Source organism: Methanolinea mesophila, assembly GCF_017873855.1.
Taxonomy (GTDB): Archaea; Halobacteriota; Methanomicrobia; order Methanomicrobiales; family Methanospirillaceae; genus Methanolinea_B; species Methanolinea_B mesophila.
Window position 1 is genome coordinate 1,922,081 of sequence record NZ_JAGGKR010000001.1, and the last position, 15,452, is coordinate 1,937,532.

Consider the following 15,452-nt stretch of genomic DNA (forward strand, 5'->3'; position numbering starts at 1 on the left):
ACGTTTGATAAATGTCATCCGCCCATCCGGGCGAACATATTCGTTCAATATAGAAAACACGGGATTATTCCTGAGAAGAAACCTAATCGCGATGATTCCGGGGATGAAAAAAATGGCAAAACAGAACAATATCCGGACTCCGATCGTGTGTGTGCTTGGCCACGTGGATCACGGCAAAACGTCTCTGCTCGATCGCATCCGGGGATCATCCGTAGTGAGCACCGAGGACGGGGCGATTACCCAGCACATCGGAGCGACCATTGTGCCGATCGACGCGATAAAACGGATGAGCGGGGGGCTCGAGAAGCTCGCGCTCTCGGTTCCCGGTCTGCTTTTTATCGACACTCCCGGACATCACGCATTTACCACGCTTCGTGCGAGAGGTGGGGCGCTTGCGGATATGGCAATCGTGGTGGTGGACATTAACCAGGGATTCCAACCCCAGACTATCGAAGCGCTCCAGATCCTGCGTAATTATAAGACCCCCTTCGTCATCGCCGCGACCAAGATCGACAGGCTCCACGGATGGAAGGTCAACAAGGACGAACCGTTCTTGAAATCGTTCTCGATGCAGAACGACAGGGTCAGAGATCTCCTGGAAAAGAAGGTCTATGAACTGGTCGGAAACCTCTCGGATCTCGGTTTTTCGGCCGAACGTTTCGACCGGGTGAGTGATTTCCGGAGAAATCTTGCTATCGTCCCTGTGAGCGCACATACCGGGGAGGGCATCGCAGAACTCCTCATGGTGATGATCGGGCTGGCCCAGCGATATATGGAAGAGGCTCTTGAATTTTCGGTGGATGGGCCTGGAACCGGTACTATCCTGGAGGTAAAAGAGGAGAAGGGCCTGGGACTCACCCTTGACCTGATCCTGTACGACGGCACTATCGCCGTGGGCGACGATATCGCGGTCGCCACCCAGGGAGGCGTAGTCATCACGAAGGTGAGGGCGCTCTTAAAACCGCGGCCCATGAAGGAGATCCTCGTCGAAGACCGTTTCGAAAGGGTAAAATCGGTCGTTGCGGCTTCGGGGATCAAGGTCTCGGCGCCCAACCTTGAAGGAGCGATCGCAGGATCCCCGGTCCAGGTCGTCGCAGGAGAGCCCGGCCCGGTGATCGAAAAGATCAGGAAAGAGATGGAAGAGATCAATGTCCACCTCTCTCCCGAAGGGCTGGTGGTAAAGGCGGACACTATCGGCGCCCTGGAGGCACTCTCCAAGGAGCTGGAGAACCTGAACATAGGTATCATGAGGGCCGAGGTGGGTCCGCTCAGTCGCCATGACGTAATAGAGGCCGAAACAATAAAAAATCCATTTTACAGGGCTCTTCTCGCATTCAGCACCCCGGTGCTCCCCGATGCGGCCGAACTTCTCAGGGACCCCTCCTATTCAATGGTCCGGCTCTTCGAAGGCAGGGTGATCTACAAGCTGGTCGAGGATTACGTTGAATGGCGCGACGAACTGAAACGGAAAACCGAACAGCAGAAGTTTGAACAGATCGTCATGCCTGCAAAAATACGTATCCTCCCCCATTGTGTCTTCCGTCAGAGCAACCCCGCGGTGGTGGGGGTACGGGTGCTCGGGGGGACCCTTCGCACGGGAGTGTACCTGGCGACCAGGGAAGGAAAACGGGTCGGACACCTGAAGTCGATGCAGCAGAACCAGGAGAACATAAGAGAAGCGGACGCAGGTGCTGAGGTGGCGATCTCGATCGAAGGGGCCACCGTGGGAAGGCAGATCAATGTCGAGGACGACCTGCTGGTAGACATTCCAGAAAAACATGTTAAGGTGCTGGAAATGGAGATGTTATCCCATCTCCCCATAAGCACCCAGGAGGTCCTTGCGGAATTTACCGCCCTGAAGAGGAAGGAGGATCCCTTCTGGGGAAAGTAGTTTTAATAGTATCCTCGTCCAATTTTATAGGTACTTCTCCAGCGATAGATCTCCCGCGATGAGGCCGCTCACGCAGCCCCCGGATAGAACGTTTCTGGAGTTATCCTTCGGGAAATCAGGAGCAACAAAGTTATGGTAGAATTTAAAGTGGTCTTATCCGACCGTAAGACGGGGCGCGCCTACAATATTGATGTGAGCGGGGGCGCTGCCGGTGGAATTATCGGGAAGAAACTCGGCGACGAGATCGATGCGGGCGCCCTGGGACTCTCGGGATACAAGATCGAGCTGACCGGTGCATCCGACAGGAACGGAACTCCCGCCAAGAAGAACCTCCCCGTGGCAGGAAGACGCAGGATCCTGCTCGCAGGAGGAGTAGGGTTCAACCCTGTCATGGACGGTCAGAGACGGAGAAAGTCCATCAGAGGGAACGAGATAACCGCGGATTTCGTGCAGATCAATGCCAGCGTGACAAAATACGGCGAAAAGCCCCTTGAAGAACACTTCGCGAAACCTGTCGAAGAACCGAAGAAAGAATAGAAATATTTCCACTAACTCTCGTTTTTCAGCATTTGTTCACGAAGTGCGGGGAGGAGGTCTTCGAAGGGTATGTCGTACTTCCTCGCAAGGATTACGATCGCTGCCTGGGGTCTCAATTTGCCGTCGAACTGCTGGTGAATGAGATCGTTCATCTGGGAGACGACACCGGTGACCGGCTGGCCCGTGCCCGCGGCCATACGTTTCAGTAACTCCTGCAGTGCATCCGACCGGCTGAACATGGAGGAAGACGGCTTGAATCCCAATGGGATGTCCACCTGATCCACCACGAAAAGCGGGACTATCATTTCGCCCTCGAAGGCGATAAGGCCCTCTTCGAGGGCTTTCTGGATGACCTGGTTTGCCTGGTCTATGCTCATCCATTTCCTGTCGAATGCGAGATAATACACGATCTCATTCTTTTTCAGCCTCTCTTTTCTCGTGTGGCGGAAGGGTGCAGCGATAGTGATTGAAAGGCTCATATCTGCTCCTCGAAGAAGACGCCCCGGGCTGTCACGGGATTAAGGGCGAAATTTCAGTATGGTATAATTCTCACGTTCCCTCATCATAATCATTCACTAATTTTTCAAAACAGGGGGTGAGGCACCCCTGATTGCCAGGTGACCTGCAACGGGACCAGAGAATAGTATCGCGACGGTCCCGTGCCGGACTAATCTCTGAAATACGGCAGGATTGCGGTTGCGGAGAATCGTTACCCTCGTAGTAATGGACCTCTTGGAATGCATGTAGGGAGAATCCCGGAAGGCCGGGTGTTATTGAACCCGAGGCATAAAGGGTGCGTGGTTCTCCCGGGTATACCCGGGGCAATAATTTCCGTCTCATTACCCAGGCCAATATAACCCCTATCTCCGGCAATCAGCGAATTTGTGGTACCGGCTCCCAGGAAAAAGAAATACAACTGAATCAGAATATAAAAATCTTTATTTTAAACTCGTTCAATTCGAAAATAATCCCTTTTTTATCCGGATTCGCTCCCTGTACGGGGAACGATATTTGGTATTGACCGTAACTTATTTACCATTGACATGTAATAAGTAATTTCGACAAAAGCCGTATCCGGTGTATCCTCCTCCTACTAAAAAAGGATACGGCTTTTGATAATAGTTTTTAGGGAATGAACGTCTGAAAACGTTCCATATCATAAATAAAAGTGAAGAAACAGGATCTTCACAATTTTTAAAAAGGAATATTTTGCAGAACTTATTCCAGGAGAACCGCGTTTATCACGCCATCCTGTCCGGGCCTGCTCACGATGCGGGCCCTTCCGAGCTCCGTCCTGATTATTGCTCCCTTGGTAAGAAGATTTCTCCTCACATAGTTGGGATTGGCCCCGTTCTGTTCTACAGTTTCGATCTTTGCCCGCTTTATGGTCCCGGATTTGGGGTCCGCCACACTTGCGATGTTTTCCCGGACAACGCGGATTTTACGATTGCCGCCGAAGGTTTTGACGATCCGTATCCGCTCGTCTCCGATGTGCGTGTCCGTTGGCGCGGATCCGATCTCCGCACGCCGCTTGCCCCTGAAGGGCCTGTAACGCCCTCCTGTTGACTGTCTTACCGATCTTCCCTGCCAAAGCATCTTTTATCCCCTTTCACTGAAGTATTCTGCCGGGAGTGTTCCCCATCAGAGTGCTCTTAATATTGGATCCCACGCTTTAAATAACCCTCGCCTTTTCATGACAGAATGGCATCGAGCAGCGGGGACACTCCTTCGCCGGTTTTGAGATTCGTCCTGAAGATCTTCATGGAAGGGTTGTATCTGCGCATATCCGCTTCCATCCTGGAGAGATCCGCACCGACAAGAGGGGCAAGGTCCACTTTATTGATAACTCCGATGTGGCATTCCCGGAACATCATGGGGTGCTTGTTCACCACGTCGTCCCCTTCGGTGGAGCTGACTACTACGATCCTTTTCTCTGCACCAAGCCGGAAATCGGTCGGGCACACCATATTCCCTACATTTTCGATGAAGACCAGGTCCAGATCATCGAGCGGGAGCGATTCCAGCGCATGTTCCACCAGGTGAGCGTCGAGATGACATTCTTTTCCCGTATTGGCATTCACCGCGGGGATGCCCATTGCAACGATCCGCTTGAAGTCGTCGTCTCCGTACACATCCCCTGCGATAGCCCCGGCCCGCACGCCGCGCGCTGACAGAAGGGGGGCGAGACGCTCGATGAGTGCCGTCTTTCCCGACCCGATGGCTCCAAGGAGATCGAACGCCCTGACCCCGTGTTCTTTCAATAGTCTCGCATTTTCATCTGCGATCCGGTTATTGACGTCGTATATGTCTTTCTCTATCCTGACGTCGACATGATGCATACGTACTACTTCGATGCTACACTGTTTATAGATTCACCATCAAACATTACTCCGATGAAGAACGAGCGTATTCTCTATCCCTGTTATTTTAACGCAGCGTTGATGCGGCAGGAAGGGAGAAGAGTCTCCCGCGGAAGAGCGGTAAAAGAGCCCACTCTTGCGGATCTCGAGAAGGCGGCAAAGAAGAGCGGGCTTGTGTGCCGTCCCGAACAGAAACATCACCCTTCCTACTGGTGGAAAAAAGAAGGAAGGCTCGTGGTGACATGGGACAAGAGCAAGGAGCAGCTGTTGAAGACCGTTGCATCGAGGCTGGAAAGGAAATGACTGTCCAGTACGATCTCCATACCCACACGACACTCACCGACGGGGAACTTCTACCCACCGAACTGATCCGTCGTATGGCGGTACTTGGGTACACCACGGTCGCTATCACGGATCATGCGGATCGTTCCAATATCGACACGCTGGTATCGACGATTGAAAAGATCAGGGAATCTGCGGAGCATTTCGGGGTGAGGCTCCTGACCGGCGTGGAACTTACTCATGTCCCGCCCCGGGAGATCTCCCTCCTTGCCGGGATGGCAAGGAAGGCGGGAGCCCAGGTGGTGGTGGTCCATGGCGAAACTACCGTCGAACCCGTGGCGGAAGGGACCAATCTCGCGGCCTGCGGGTGCAGTGAGGTTGATATCCTTGCGCATCCCGGTCTTCTTACCTCCGAGGAGGCTGAACTTGCGAAGGAAAACGGTGTCATGGTCGAGCTGACCTCCCGCGGAGGGCACAACAGGACCAACGGCCACGTGGCCCGGGTCGCACGTGAAGCAGGGTGCACGCTCGTGGTGAACTCGGACGCGCATGCTCCACATGATCTCCTCGACAAGCGCGCGAAATTCATCATAGCCACCGGATCGGGACTTAAGAATGAAGAGGCCTCCCGCGCAATCTCTTTAAATATTGAGAAAATTTTCCCGGAGTAAAAATAATATTTATACCTTATCGATATCTTTTTATAGACTTATCAACAATATATATAGATTACTAAACATCTCACTCTGCCTGTTCCTCAGGTGAGAGGTTTGTTGACGGGGTTATCTTGTGAAGGTAATTGGTAATACACTTCATACTGTCGGGTCACGCATCCTTGTTGTGCGGTGCGATCCTGCACAACTACCCAAATTGTATGGCGAGGTTATCGACCGCCGCATGAAACCCGTGGGGAAGATCATCGAGATCTTCGGGAACGTATCCGCCCCTTATGCTGCCGTGCTCTGCAGGGGTCAGTGCGAGAGGCTGGAAGGCGAGAAACTGTTCATAAAATAAGGAGAATCAACCATGCAGGAAGTCGAAAAACTCAAAATCCTCCAGACTGAGAGAGAGGCACTCAAAGCCCGGCTCAAAGAGAGGGTAAAAGAGCACGAGAAGAAGGCGGAAGATCACACCGAGACCGTCTGCCCCGAGTGCGGCAGCAGGCAGCTGGTGCATGACTACGAGAGGGCCGAACTGGTGTGCCAGAGCTGCGGCCTTGTCATAGACGACGATTTCATCGACCGCGGGCCCGAGTGGAGGGCATTCGATCACGATCAGCGCATGAAGCGTTCCAGGGTGGGCGCTCCCATGACCTTCACCATCCATGACAAAGGGCTTTCGACCATGATCGACTGGAGGAACCGGGACTCGTATGGTCGGGCAATCTCCAGCAAAAACCGTGCCCAGCTCTACCGGCTGCGGAAGTGGCAGCGCAGGATCCGGGTAAGCAACGCAACGGAGCGGAACCTTGCATTCGCTCTGAGCGAGCTGGACCGGATGGCATCGGCGCTCGGTCTTCCCCGGAACGTCAGGGAAACTGCCGCGGTGGTCTACCGCGATGCAGTGGACAAGAACCTGATCCGTGGAAGGAGTATCGAGGGGGTCGCTGCCGCCGCCCTTTACGCCGCATGCCGCCAGTGCAGCGTGCCCCGGACCCTTGACGAGATTGCCGAGGTATCGCGGGTATCCCGGAAAGAGATCGGAAGGACCTACCGGTTCATATCCCGCGAGCTGGGACTCAAACTCCTGCCCACCTCGCCTATCGATTACGTGCCCCGTTTCTGCTCCGGTCTAAACCTCAAGGGGGAGGTGCAGAGCCGGGCGGTGGAGATCCTCCGCCAGGCCGGCGAGCGCGAACTGACCAGCGGGCGCGGCCCCACCGGTGTCGCTGCGGCGGCGATCTATATCTCGTCAATTCTCGGCGGAGAACGGCGTACCCAGCGGGAAGTCGCCGAGGTAGCAGGGGTGACCGAGGTCACAATAAGGAACAGATATAAGGAACTGGCAGAGAAATTAGATATCGAGATCATTCTCTGATCTCGTTTTCGGGCTTGTAGATCAGGGGTAGATCGTTACGTTCGCAACGTAAAGGCCGCGGGTTCGAATCCCGCCAAGTCCATCGTTTTTATCTTAAAACTTTTTTCACGGTCTGGTATCCAAATTCTTTCATATTCTTACCTCTGCATAACACCGATCCATTCAGCAAGAGATATATCGTCACGGAAAAAATTAGATAGGAGAGGGCTCGTAGATCAGGGGTAGATCGTCACGTTTGCAACGTGAAGGCCACGGGTTCGAATCCCGTCGAGTCCATCGTTTCTCATGATTTTCATGGTTTTCACGGTTTTCACTTCATCCGAATGTGTGCTTTTTTCGGTGTGAAGCCAGTCACGATTGGGGGTCGAGGGGCGAAGCCCCCGGATGGGAAAAGGGGTTCGAATCCCGTCGAGTCCATCGTTTCTCATGATTTTCATGGTTTTCATGGTTTTCACTTCATCCGAATGTGTGCTTTTTTCGGTGTGAAGCCAGTCACGATTGGGGGTCGAGGAGCGAAGCCCCCGGATGGGTAACGGGGTTCGAAGGGGCAGGGCCCCTCGGATGGAAAAAGCGGAGCCCTTCTGATGAGCAAAAAAAATTTGAAGGATGAATGCCCCCCGGCGGGAAATAAGGGTGGAGCTTCCCGGATGAGTTAGGAATAATACCTTTTAATCCACCCAGTCGAGGAGGTCGGATTTCTTACCGCTCTCTCTCCGGATCTGTGACTCGGGGATCAGGGTCTTCTCCTGTGTCGTAAAAACATCTGTTAAGGGTACGATCTCTTCGTGATGCCCGGTCTCCCGGGCAATGATAATATCCGGTGCGGGAGGTCTTGACGGCAGGCCGGAGTGCTGCCTCCCGCGCTCCAGGAGAAAGTCGATGTAATCTTCTACCTCCTTCTGCTGGTCAGGTGTAAGCCTCGAGATCTTCTCATCCAGATATCCCATATTGCTCGTGTGCTCCTCCCTAAGTATCGTCGGGGCGAGAATATCAATCTCCCGGGGGCGGGGAACTTTCAGGGCGAGGCTGGTGAAACGCACCCAGCTGCCATAGCACCCTGCAGCTGTGCTCGACAAGAGAGGTGAGGATGTACGCTTCATCGAGACCCCTCCCTGCGGCAAATGTACCGTGGCCTTTCACGAGCACTATATTCGCAAGCCGGAGCGCTTCCGCAACGTTCCTGCCGATCTCGTCCGAACCGGGTTTTCCTTCGACTACCGAGATCACAGGGCAGAACATCACCCCTTCGCTGTCCCGCGGGACTACCTCGTCTGTAACCAGCGAGGCCGCGACCGCGTGAGGTGGATGGGCATGCACTAACGCGGAGTGCCGGGTGGCACGGTAAACCTCCCGGTGCGCCCGGTACTCGCTCGAAGCGTCCGCCGGCACCGGCCCCTCGAACGGCACCTGCACCACCTTTCCCGGGCAATCCAGGTATGCCCCGGCGCTGGTGATGAAAAACCCGCTAACATCCCGGACGCTTATGTTCCCGAAATTCGCGTTTACAAGGCCTTCGCTCCGGAGTCTCGCCCCGATCCGCGCAAACTCACTCTCGTGCATTTCTCCGTCACCAGGCCCGGGAATACCGGGTTCACCTGAACTGGATGCCTACGTCCCGCAACCTGTTGAACCTGGCGATGTTGAGGAGCAGGGGGGTGAGGCACTCCACCATGCAGGAGGCTGCGAGGGGCCCGGCGTCATATGCCCGGATATGAGGTATACAATTTACCAGGGTCATCACCGTCTCCTTCGCTGCCGGATTGTCCCCGCATACGGGGATTGCGAACTCAAGATCTTCCGTCAGGGCTTTCCATTTATTGGCGGCCACCGTGTTGAATGCCGTACACAACCTGGTCCCGGCAGGAAGCTTCTTTTTGATGTAAAGCGCCGCGGATCCCTCCGGAGGAGGAGTATAGACAAAATAATCCCGTTTCTCCATCGGGTTGACCGGCGAGACCACGATCTTGTGCTCCAGGCCGTGCAAAGACGAGAGGGTGGATTCGACGTGTTTGAAAGGGAGAGCGAGGATGATCACCTCGCCCCGGTCGACCGCCTCCTGGTTGGAGACTCCGCTGATCGTGCACGACAGCCCCATATCGGTCAGGGTCCGGTAACACTCTTCGCTGCTGGTTACGGCTTTTTCCGCTTCGCGGGACCCGATGATCACTTCGTGGTGCTGGGAGAGGCGCATCGCAATCCCCTCCCCGATATCCCCGGTACCGCCGACAATACCGACCTTCACTCATTCCACCAGCGGCTTGAGCATGGAGGCCAGTGATTCGGCACCCGTGACCCCCTCAAGTGTCCTGACCACTTTTCCGTCCTTCTCGATGATAAGCGTGGGGACCACCCGGATCCCGTATTTATTCGCCAGTTCCATATTCTGGTCGACGTCGATCTTCCTGATCTCTATCGTGTCTCCCATTTTACCCTTCAATTCCTCGAGAATGGGCCCCTGGCGCTTACACGGGCCGCACCACTCAGCAAAAAAGTCCAGCAGAACAGGCTTGCTCATATCGATTACCTGTTGAGTAATGGATAAAAAAAGCAGATAAAGGTTTTTGTATTGTTATTTGGAAAGGATTCCCATGATTATCTTCCCGTATGCCGGCCGGGTGATAAGGACCCCGATCACCACACCGAGGATGGTGATGATGGCGAATCCCCGGAGGCTGGAAAGGTCCAGCAGGGCAAGGGGGAGCATCGCGATCACGACCGTGGCCGCGGAGACCATGATGATACCGAGTGCCCGGGTAAGCCTTTTCTGGTAAAGGGTCGGTGAAGGTACGCGTCCCTCGTGCAGGATCTCGTCGGTGATCACCACGAGCTGGTCGATCCCCGTACCAAGTACGGCGATCAGCCCGGCGATGGCGGCAAGGTCCAGTTGCTGTATAAATGTTGCAATACCAAGAAGAATGATGATCTCCGCGATGTTCGTGGCGATCATGGGAAGGACGATCGTGGGCTCACGGTATCGGTAGTAAATCACCACTCCCACCGCAACCAGCGCCAGGAGGCCGGCAAGGACCACCATGAACTTGTAATAGTCCGAGAAGTTCGCCGGAGTATATCCTGCACCTGCGACCACTACATCGACCGGCAACGCTCCCGCCCTGAGATGGATCTCCAGGTTCTTGGCGGACTGCAGCCCTTCATCGCCCGATCCAGTGGACGCAAAAAGCTGGCGGATGGGTTCGGTCTGGATTTTTGCGGCGAGATCCTGGGAGAGGGGTGCCGAGTACACCACCGCGTCGTCAAGGAGCATGTCGAGCCGGTGCGAATCGGGATCCGTCACCGCACCGTACTTGATGGCGGCCTGTCTGAACTGGTCGGCTCCCTGGTCGCTCAGGGTGAATGATACACCCCAGGATCCGCTGCCCGGTGGTTCCTGGCTCGGGATACCTACGCTTGTAATGGTGTCCCCGTAGAGCACGTGTTCGGTCTGGTTGCCGGTAGTGTGGATTCTGATCTCGAATTTACCCTGCTTCCCGACGATCTCCTTGGCTTCGGAGAGACTTGTCCCGGCGAGCTCCACCCTGATGTAATGCGCGACACCGTCAAGCCCGATCAGGGGGTTGACGTTGGCATTTTTGGTGCCCAGGCTGTTCAGCTTGTTCTCCAGGATCGTCTTGACCTGCTCCGCGGTCTCCCGGGATACTCCCACCTCGTAACTGGTGAGCGTTCCGCCGGAATCCGAGAAGATCTGACGCAATTGATCTTCCGGTATGAGTTGTCGTATCTCCAGCCGGTTATCATCGATCAGATAAATCTCCGCATCGAGGTTCTTCTGGAGGTTCGTAAGGAACTGCGAAGTCGTAAGATCGGTCTCGAATCCCACAACTTCGGACTGGAATTCCATCTGGAGCCAGGTCCCCGTCTGGAGATCAAGCCCGAACTGGAGGTTGGTAGTGAACTGGCCGTCTTCGAAATGGGGGTTTATCGCGACTATGGAGGCAGCTACGAGGATAATAACCAGGGCGACCTGCCAGTTTTTGATAATTCCAATCCAGTCTATTCCTTTTTTACCCGAAGGAGATGCACCGGCGGAGGCTGCTTTTTTCGGGGCTGCAGCGGGAGGCTGGACCTGCTCTGCCTGGGGTTTTGCTGCTGCCGCCTGCCCGGGAGCCTCGGATTTCGTGTCCTTCTTCTCCTTCTTCCTGCTCATCGCTCTCCCCTCCGGAGCAGGTACCACTTGATAATCCCCGCATTCGTCAGCCACGTGTTTATCATATCGATGATGAGCCCGATAATCAGGACCGTTGCGATCTCCCATATGACGATGATCTGGCCAAAAAATGCCACGACCCACATTGCCGCGACCGCCGCGAGCGTGGTGGTGGTCATGATGATACCGGTGCGGAACGCCCCCGAGAGCTTATCCTCAAGTTTTCCCTGCCTCTTCAGGGTCCGCATGGTAAGAAGGATATCACTATCCACCGAATACCCGATGAGCATCAGCAGGGCTGCGGTCGTGGCGAGGGAAAGCTCAATTCCTACAAGGTTCATCGCCGCTGCGGTCATGACGATGTCAGCGAACGCCGAGAGCACAACCGCCGCTGCAGGCACGAACGTGCGGAACGCGATGAACACCACGATTGACATCCCGACAAACGAGAATATCAGGGCAAGGATTGACTGTTGCTGAAGTGTCTGCCCGAATGTCGCCCCGATCTGGTCGATCTTGGCATCGGGATAGTGATCGTTGATGACCGTGGCGAGCGATTGCAGTTGGTCGTCACTCATCGGGCCGAACTTCAGGTATTTTCCATTATTGATACCGCCCGTTATGCTGATCAGGGGATAACCGGCAAACACCTCTTCCATCTGGGTATCCGTATCGGTTGTGAAGAGGGTTACCGCTGTCCCCCCGGAGAAATCAAGCCCTGGTTTCACCGGCATACCTGTCGTCGCCATCATATATCCCAGCGAGGCGAGCGCAAGTATGAGAAGAATCAGCGGGATGATTACCATCTGTTTGGGGGAATATCGATTTACATCGTAGCTGATAAATCCCATATCATATATGTTTGAAAGCTCGAGGGTAAAATGCTTCGGATATCGGAGGCATAATAGTCCCTAAATTGCCGTCGGATAGTAGATCAAAAAGATATTCTGCCCGGAGAGCGCTTCGCTCCGGTCTGGAAGCCTCCCTTTTACCCAGCGGGGTCCGCAACCACGAAAAAAAAGAAAAACCTTATATAAATGAGGAGAGTGAGTACCAATTATGAGATCTCCTGCCGAGATCACTCACCTCATAGAATCCAGGTTAAACAGCTATCTCTCCCGTGACAGAACCGGCATCCGCCGTGCAATGCTCAACCTGTTTCTTCGGATCAAATCCCTCACGATAGCCCAGATCTTTTCGGCCCTTAATGAGCAGTTCAATATCAGCTATCATTCGGTGGCCGCGATGGTGGGCATAATCGCCTCGAGAATCGGTATACTGCATGTCGTCAAGAACCGCGAGGGGACCTGCAGTATCTACCAGCTGAAGGAACAGTACAAGGAGATAGTGGTAAGGATCGTAAAGGCTGCATAAACCCCTGACCGGTGCCCGCTCCGGGGCCAGCATAATTTTTTTCAGCCCTGCCTTCGTAGTATATGAGCATCATGTATGCTCATCCCAACGATACGTTTCATCCGGAAAATATCCATATCGCGAAGGAAGTGATCGAGTACATCGACAAAAGAGGGTGTGATTTCAGGATCTCCACATCCTGCGGGGGGCCGTTGCTCCTGCCCGTGAGTATGAAACCTCCGAAATCGACTGACTTGCAGGTTAAGGCTGGGATCCATACCATTTTTATCTCAATTCACCAGGCCCGGTACCTCAATGTCATCGACATGAGCATGATCCCACTTTTTTTTGATGATCCGGAGAATTGATCTCTACCGCGATGAGTTACGTTGAACTGGAGCATACGGCAGACGTGAAACTAAGGGTCGAGGCAGGGACCCTTGAGGAACTTTTCTCCGAGGCCGTCCGGGCCCTGATGGCGACCATGTACGGGAGCGTGGAGCCCGGAACCCGCGCTGTCAGCGTGGAGGTACACTCTGCAGACCTTGAGGGCCTGGTCCACGATCTCCTTTCGGAGGCGCTGTTCCTTTCAGATGTCGAAGAGGTGGTCTTTTCCTCGGCCCGACTGACGATCGGGAAGGATTCCGTTTCCGGAATCCTCCTGGGGGAGCCGTTTGACCCCTCCAGGCACAGGGGGGGAAGCGAGGTCAAAGGAATCTCCTATTCCGGAATGAAGATCGGGAAAGAGGATGATACATATATACTTGATGTCATTCTTGATGTGTGATGGGGTATGCTGGAAGGAATAAAGAGGATAGGGCCGTGTGAGTGGGAGGTCCCCCGTGGTTTTGTCCCGGCTATGAGGGTTCCCGGGAGGTTCTTCCTCTCGGATGCACTGATGGAGACGCTGGAGGAAGGAGCGATCCATCAGCTCGCGAACGTCGCCACGATGCCGGGGATAGTGAAAAATTCACTGGCGATGCCGGACATTCACTGGGGCTACGGTTTTCCCATCGGAGGTGTCGCGGCATTCGACCTGGAAGAAGGGGTCATCTCCCCGGGAGGCGTGGGTTTTGACATCAATTGCGGGGTCCGCCTCCTGTCTACCCCTCTTCGTGCCGGGGAGATCACCAACCGGAGAGCGCTGATCGAACGTCTTTTCAAGGCGGTCCCGACTGGCGTGGGCGCAAAAAGCACGCTCAGGCTTTCGACGAAAGAACTCGAAGCCATGCTCCTGAAAGGGAGTGCATGGGCGGTCGACCAGGGGTACGGGACCGCGAAGGATATCGTCCGTTGCGAGGAGCAGGGGCAGATGAAATCCGCAGATCCTTCTGCGGTCTCCGCAAAGGCACGACAGCGGGGAATGCCCCAGAGCGGGACCCTGGGTTCCGGGAACCATTTCCTGGAGGTGCAGGAGGTGCGGGAAATCTACAACCCTCCGGCGGCAGCCCGGATGGGACTCTCCGTGGGACAGGTCTGTATCATGATTCACTGCGGTTCCCGGGGTCTCGGTCACCAGGTCTGTACTGACCACCTGAAAGTGCTGGAAGGTGCTACCAAGCGGTATAAGATAACCCTTCCCGACCGGCAGCTCGCGTGTGCTCCGCTGGACTCTCCGGAGGGAAGGGCATATTTCGGGGCAATGGCGGCCGCGGCAAACTATGCCTGGGCAAACCGCCAGGTGATCATGCACATGACAAGAGGTGTACTCACATCGCTCTACGGGATCGCGGAGGACGAGATGCCCCTGATCTACGATGTGGCGCATAACGTCGCCAAGTTCGAGGAGCACGAGGTTGACGGCATGCGGAGAAAGGTCTGTGTCCACCGGAAAGGAGCTACCAGGGCTTTCGGGCCCGGGAGCCATGACATCCCCCCCGAATTCTCAGATATCGGCCAGCCGGTGATCATCCCCGGGAGTATGGGAACTCCCTCGTACCTGCTGAACGGGACCCTGCACGCCATGGAACGGACCTTCGGGAGCACCTGCCACGGGGCGGGGCGGGTGATGAGCCGTTCAAAGGCAAAAAAGGCATTAAGTGGTCAGGAAGTCAAAGAAGCTCTGGAGAACGAAGGAATCATTGTCAGGGCACCCAGTGTGGGTGCAATCGTCGACGAGGCCCCCGAGGTCTATAAACCGAGTGCAGAAGTGGTGAGAGTCGTGCACGATGTGGGAATTTCAAGACTTATCGCACGGCTCGAGCCCATGGGAGTGATAAAAGGGTGATACAGCGATCCGGACTGGTGTGGGACACGAACCTGATGTTCCACCGGTATATCGAGGACTGCGGGGTTTCCTGCGAGCACGTGACCCCGCACATGCTTGCAGCGCCATTCTTCAGGGGAAGGTATGTTACCCTGGTCATTCCCACGGGATTTGGCAATCCCTCGTATTCACGACTGCTTCCCGCCCTGCGGGCATCTTCGGGGAGGATCAGGAGATTCGTGGAGAACGGGGGAAACCTGTTGGTGTTCGGGGCGGCCGAGGACAAGAATGAACCCTACGACTGGCTCCCGTTCCGCGTGGTCTACCGGCACCAGTACCAGGCACGGGCCGTCGAGGTCGAACCCGCTCATCCATGTGCAGGCATCATCGCCGATTTCGATTCAGAATCCATCGAATGCGATGGTTTTTTCCCCGAACACGAAGGCGAGGTGGTGGCACACTCGGGCGGCCTCCCCGTAGCGATCTCCCGCAGGGTTGGAGAGGGATCGGTTCTCGTCACCTGCATTCATGAATATCCCTCGAGACGCTTCCTCTCATATTTCTGCAGCGCCGAAGGGGAAACATTATTTTAACTGGAAACCGACGGATTGATGAGGTTAA

At 55.0% G+C, this 15,452-nt stretch carries 19 protein-coding genes and 2 tRNA genes; 12 read left to right on the plus strand and 9 right to left on the minus strand.

The features are described from left to right. The first annotated feature begins 112 nt into the window (after positions 1-112). Entirely contained in the window at positions 113-1,891 is a 1,779-nt protein-coding gene (infB, locus tag J2741_RS09090) for a translation initiation factor IF-2 (protein ID WP_209674957.1), read from the plus strand. Between the two features lie 132 nt (positions 1,892-2,023). Further along, a complete protein-coding gene (locus J2741_RS09095; RefSeq protein WP_209674958.1) occupies positions 2,024-2,428 on the plus strand; it encodes a 30S ribosomal protein S6e in 405 nt (134 codons plus the stop codon). Between the two features lie 11 nt (positions 2,429-2,439). Here the strand turns inward: J2741_RS09095 and J2741_RS09100 are convergent, their stop codons facing one another. The 3 genes from J2741_RS09100 to hypB all read right to left on the minus strand — a co-directional run bounded on the left by J2741_RS09100 (position 2,440) and on the right by hypB (position 4,767). Continuing rightward, on the minus strand, positions 2,440-2,907 hold the full coding sequence (locus J2741_RS09100; protein WP_209674959.1) for a DUF2240 family protein: 468 nt from the start codon (positions 2,905-2,907) through the stop codon (positions 2,440-2,442). Positions 2,908-3,646: 739 nt separating this feature from the next. Then, complete coding sequence (locus tag J2741_RS09105; protein WP_209674960.1) at positions 3,647-4,024, minus strand: 30S ribosomal protein S8e; 378 nt, start codon at positions 4,022-4,024, stop codon at positions 3,647-3,649. Positions 4,025-4,119: 95 nt separating this feature from the next. Further along, positions 4,120-4,767, minus strand: a complete 648-nt coding sequence (hypB, locus tag J2741_RS09110; RefSeq protein WP_209674961.1) for a hydrogenase nickel incorporation protein HypB — start codon at positions 4,765-4,767, stop codon at positions 4,120-4,122. Between the two features lie 54 nt (positions 4,768-4,821). Between hypB and J2741_RS09115 the strand changes: the two genes are divergently transcribed. From J2741_RS09115 to J2741_RS09140, 6 genes are all read left to right on the plus strand, one after another. After that, positions 4,822-5,091 (plus strand): signal recognition particle subunit SRP19/SEC65 family protein, encoded by a 270-nt coding sequence (locus J2741_RS09115; RefSeq protein WP_209674962.1) that lies wholly within the window; start codon positions 4,822-4,824, stop codon positions 5,089-5,091. Next, positions 5,088-5,741, plus strand: a complete 654-nt coding sequence (locus tag J2741_RS09120; RefSeq protein ID WP_209674963.1) for a histidinol phosphate phosphatase domain-containing protein — start codon at positions 5,088-5,090, stop codon at positions 5,739-5,741. The genes J2741_RS09115 and J2741_RS09120 overlap by 4 nt, the downstream gene beginning before the upstream one ends. Before the next feature lie 226 nt (positions 5,742-5,967). Further along, positions 5,968-6,084: an H/ACA ribonucleoprotein complex subunit GAR1 gene (locus J2741_RS13130; protein WP_394357419.1), complete on the plus strand. Its 117-nt coding sequence runs from the start codon at positions 5,968-5,970 to the stop codon at positions 6,082-6,084. Positions 6,085-6,096: 12 nt separating this feature from the next. Then, positions 6,097-7,107, plus strand: coding sequence for a transcription initiation factor IIB (locus J2741_RS09130; protein WP_209674965.1), 1,011 nt, complete (start codon positions 6,097-6,099; stop codon positions 7,105-7,107). A gap of 10 nt (positions 7,108-7,117) precedes the next feature. Beyond that, a tRNA-Ala gene (locus tag J2741_RS09135) sits at positions 7,118-7,189 on the plus strand. A 122-nt stretch (positions 7,190-7,311) separates the two neighbouring features. Then, positions 7,312-7,383 (plus strand) — tRNA-Ala (locus J2741_RS09140). A 392-nt stretch (positions 7,384-7,775) separates the two neighbouring features. Here the strand turns inward: J2741_RS09140 and J2741_RS09145 are convergent. From J2741_RS09145 to J2741_RS09170, 6 genes are read right to left on the minus strand one after another with little or no spacing between them, the layout of a single operon-like run. Next, entirely contained in the window at positions 7,776-8,147 is a 372-nt protein-coding gene (locus J2741_RS09145) for a hypothetical protein (RefSeq protein ID WP_209675691.1), read from the minus strand. Then, positions 8,098-8,667 carry an aldolase gene (locus J2741_RS09150; RefSeq protein WP_209674966.1) on the minus strand — a complete coding sequence of 190 codons (570 nt, stop codon included), beginning with the start codon at positions 8,665-8,667 and terminating at the stop codon, positions 8,098-8,100. Before J2741_RS09150 ends, J2741_RS09145 begins: the two co-directional genes overlap by 50 nt. Positions 8,668-8,698: 31 nt before the next feature. Further along, positions 8,699-9,349, minus strand: coding sequence for an NADPH-dependent F420 reductase (gene npdG, locus J2741_RS09155; RefSeq protein ID WP_209674967.1), 651 nt, complete (start codon positions 9,347-9,349; stop codon positions 8,699-8,701). Continuing rightward, a complete protein-coding gene (gene trxA / locus J2741_RS09160; protein WP_342452273.1) occupies positions 9,350-9,643 on the minus strand; it encodes a thioredoxin in 294 nt (97 codons plus the stop codon). It lies immediately after the preceding gene. 33 nt (positions 9,644-9,676) lie between these two features. Then, positions 9,677-11,272 carry a preprotein translocase subunit SecD gene (locus tag J2741_RS09165; RefSeq protein WP_209674969.1) on the minus strand — a complete coding sequence of 532 codons (1,596 nt, stop codon included), beginning with the start codon at positions 11,270-11,272 and terminating at the stop codon, positions 9,677-9,679. Then, on the minus strand, positions 11,269-12,123 hold the full coding sequence (locus tag J2741_RS09170) for a protein translocase subunit SecF (RefSeq protein ID WP_209674970.1): 855 nt from the start codon (positions 12,121-12,123) through the stop codon (positions 11,269-11,271). Before J2741_RS09170 ends, J2741_RS09165 begins: the two co-directional genes overlap by 4 nt. A 208-nt stretch (positions 12,124-12,331) precedes the next feature. Between J2741_RS09170 and J2741_RS09175 the strand changes: the two genes are divergently transcribed. From J2741_RS09175 to J2741_RS09190, 4 genes are all read left to right on the plus strand, one after another. Next, complete coding sequence (locus tag J2741_RS09175; RefSeq protein WP_209674971.1) at positions 12,332-12,646, plus strand: DUF2551 domain-containing protein; 315 nt, start codon at positions 12,332-12,334, stop codon at positions 12,644-12,646. 358 nt (positions 12,647-13,004) lie between these two features. Beyond that, positions 13,005-13,412: an archease gene (locus tag J2741_RS09180; protein ID WP_209674972.1), complete on the plus strand. Its 408-nt coding sequence runs from the start codon at positions 13,005-13,007 to the stop codon at positions 13,410-13,412. A gap of 6 nt (positions 13,413-13,418) precedes the next feature. After that, entirely contained in the window at positions 13,419-14,852 is a 1,434-nt protein-coding gene (locus J2741_RS09185) for an RtcB family protein (RefSeq protein WP_209674973.1), read from the plus strand. Continuing rightward, on the plus strand, positions 14,849-15,424 hold the full coding sequence (locus J2741_RS09190; protein ID WP_209674974.1) for a hypothetical protein: 576 nt from the start codon (positions 14,849-14,851) through the stop codon (positions 15,422-15,424). The genes J2741_RS09185 and J2741_RS09190 overlap by 4 nt, the downstream gene beginning before the upstream one ends. The last annotated feature ends 28 nt before the right edge of the window (positions 15,425-15,452 follow it).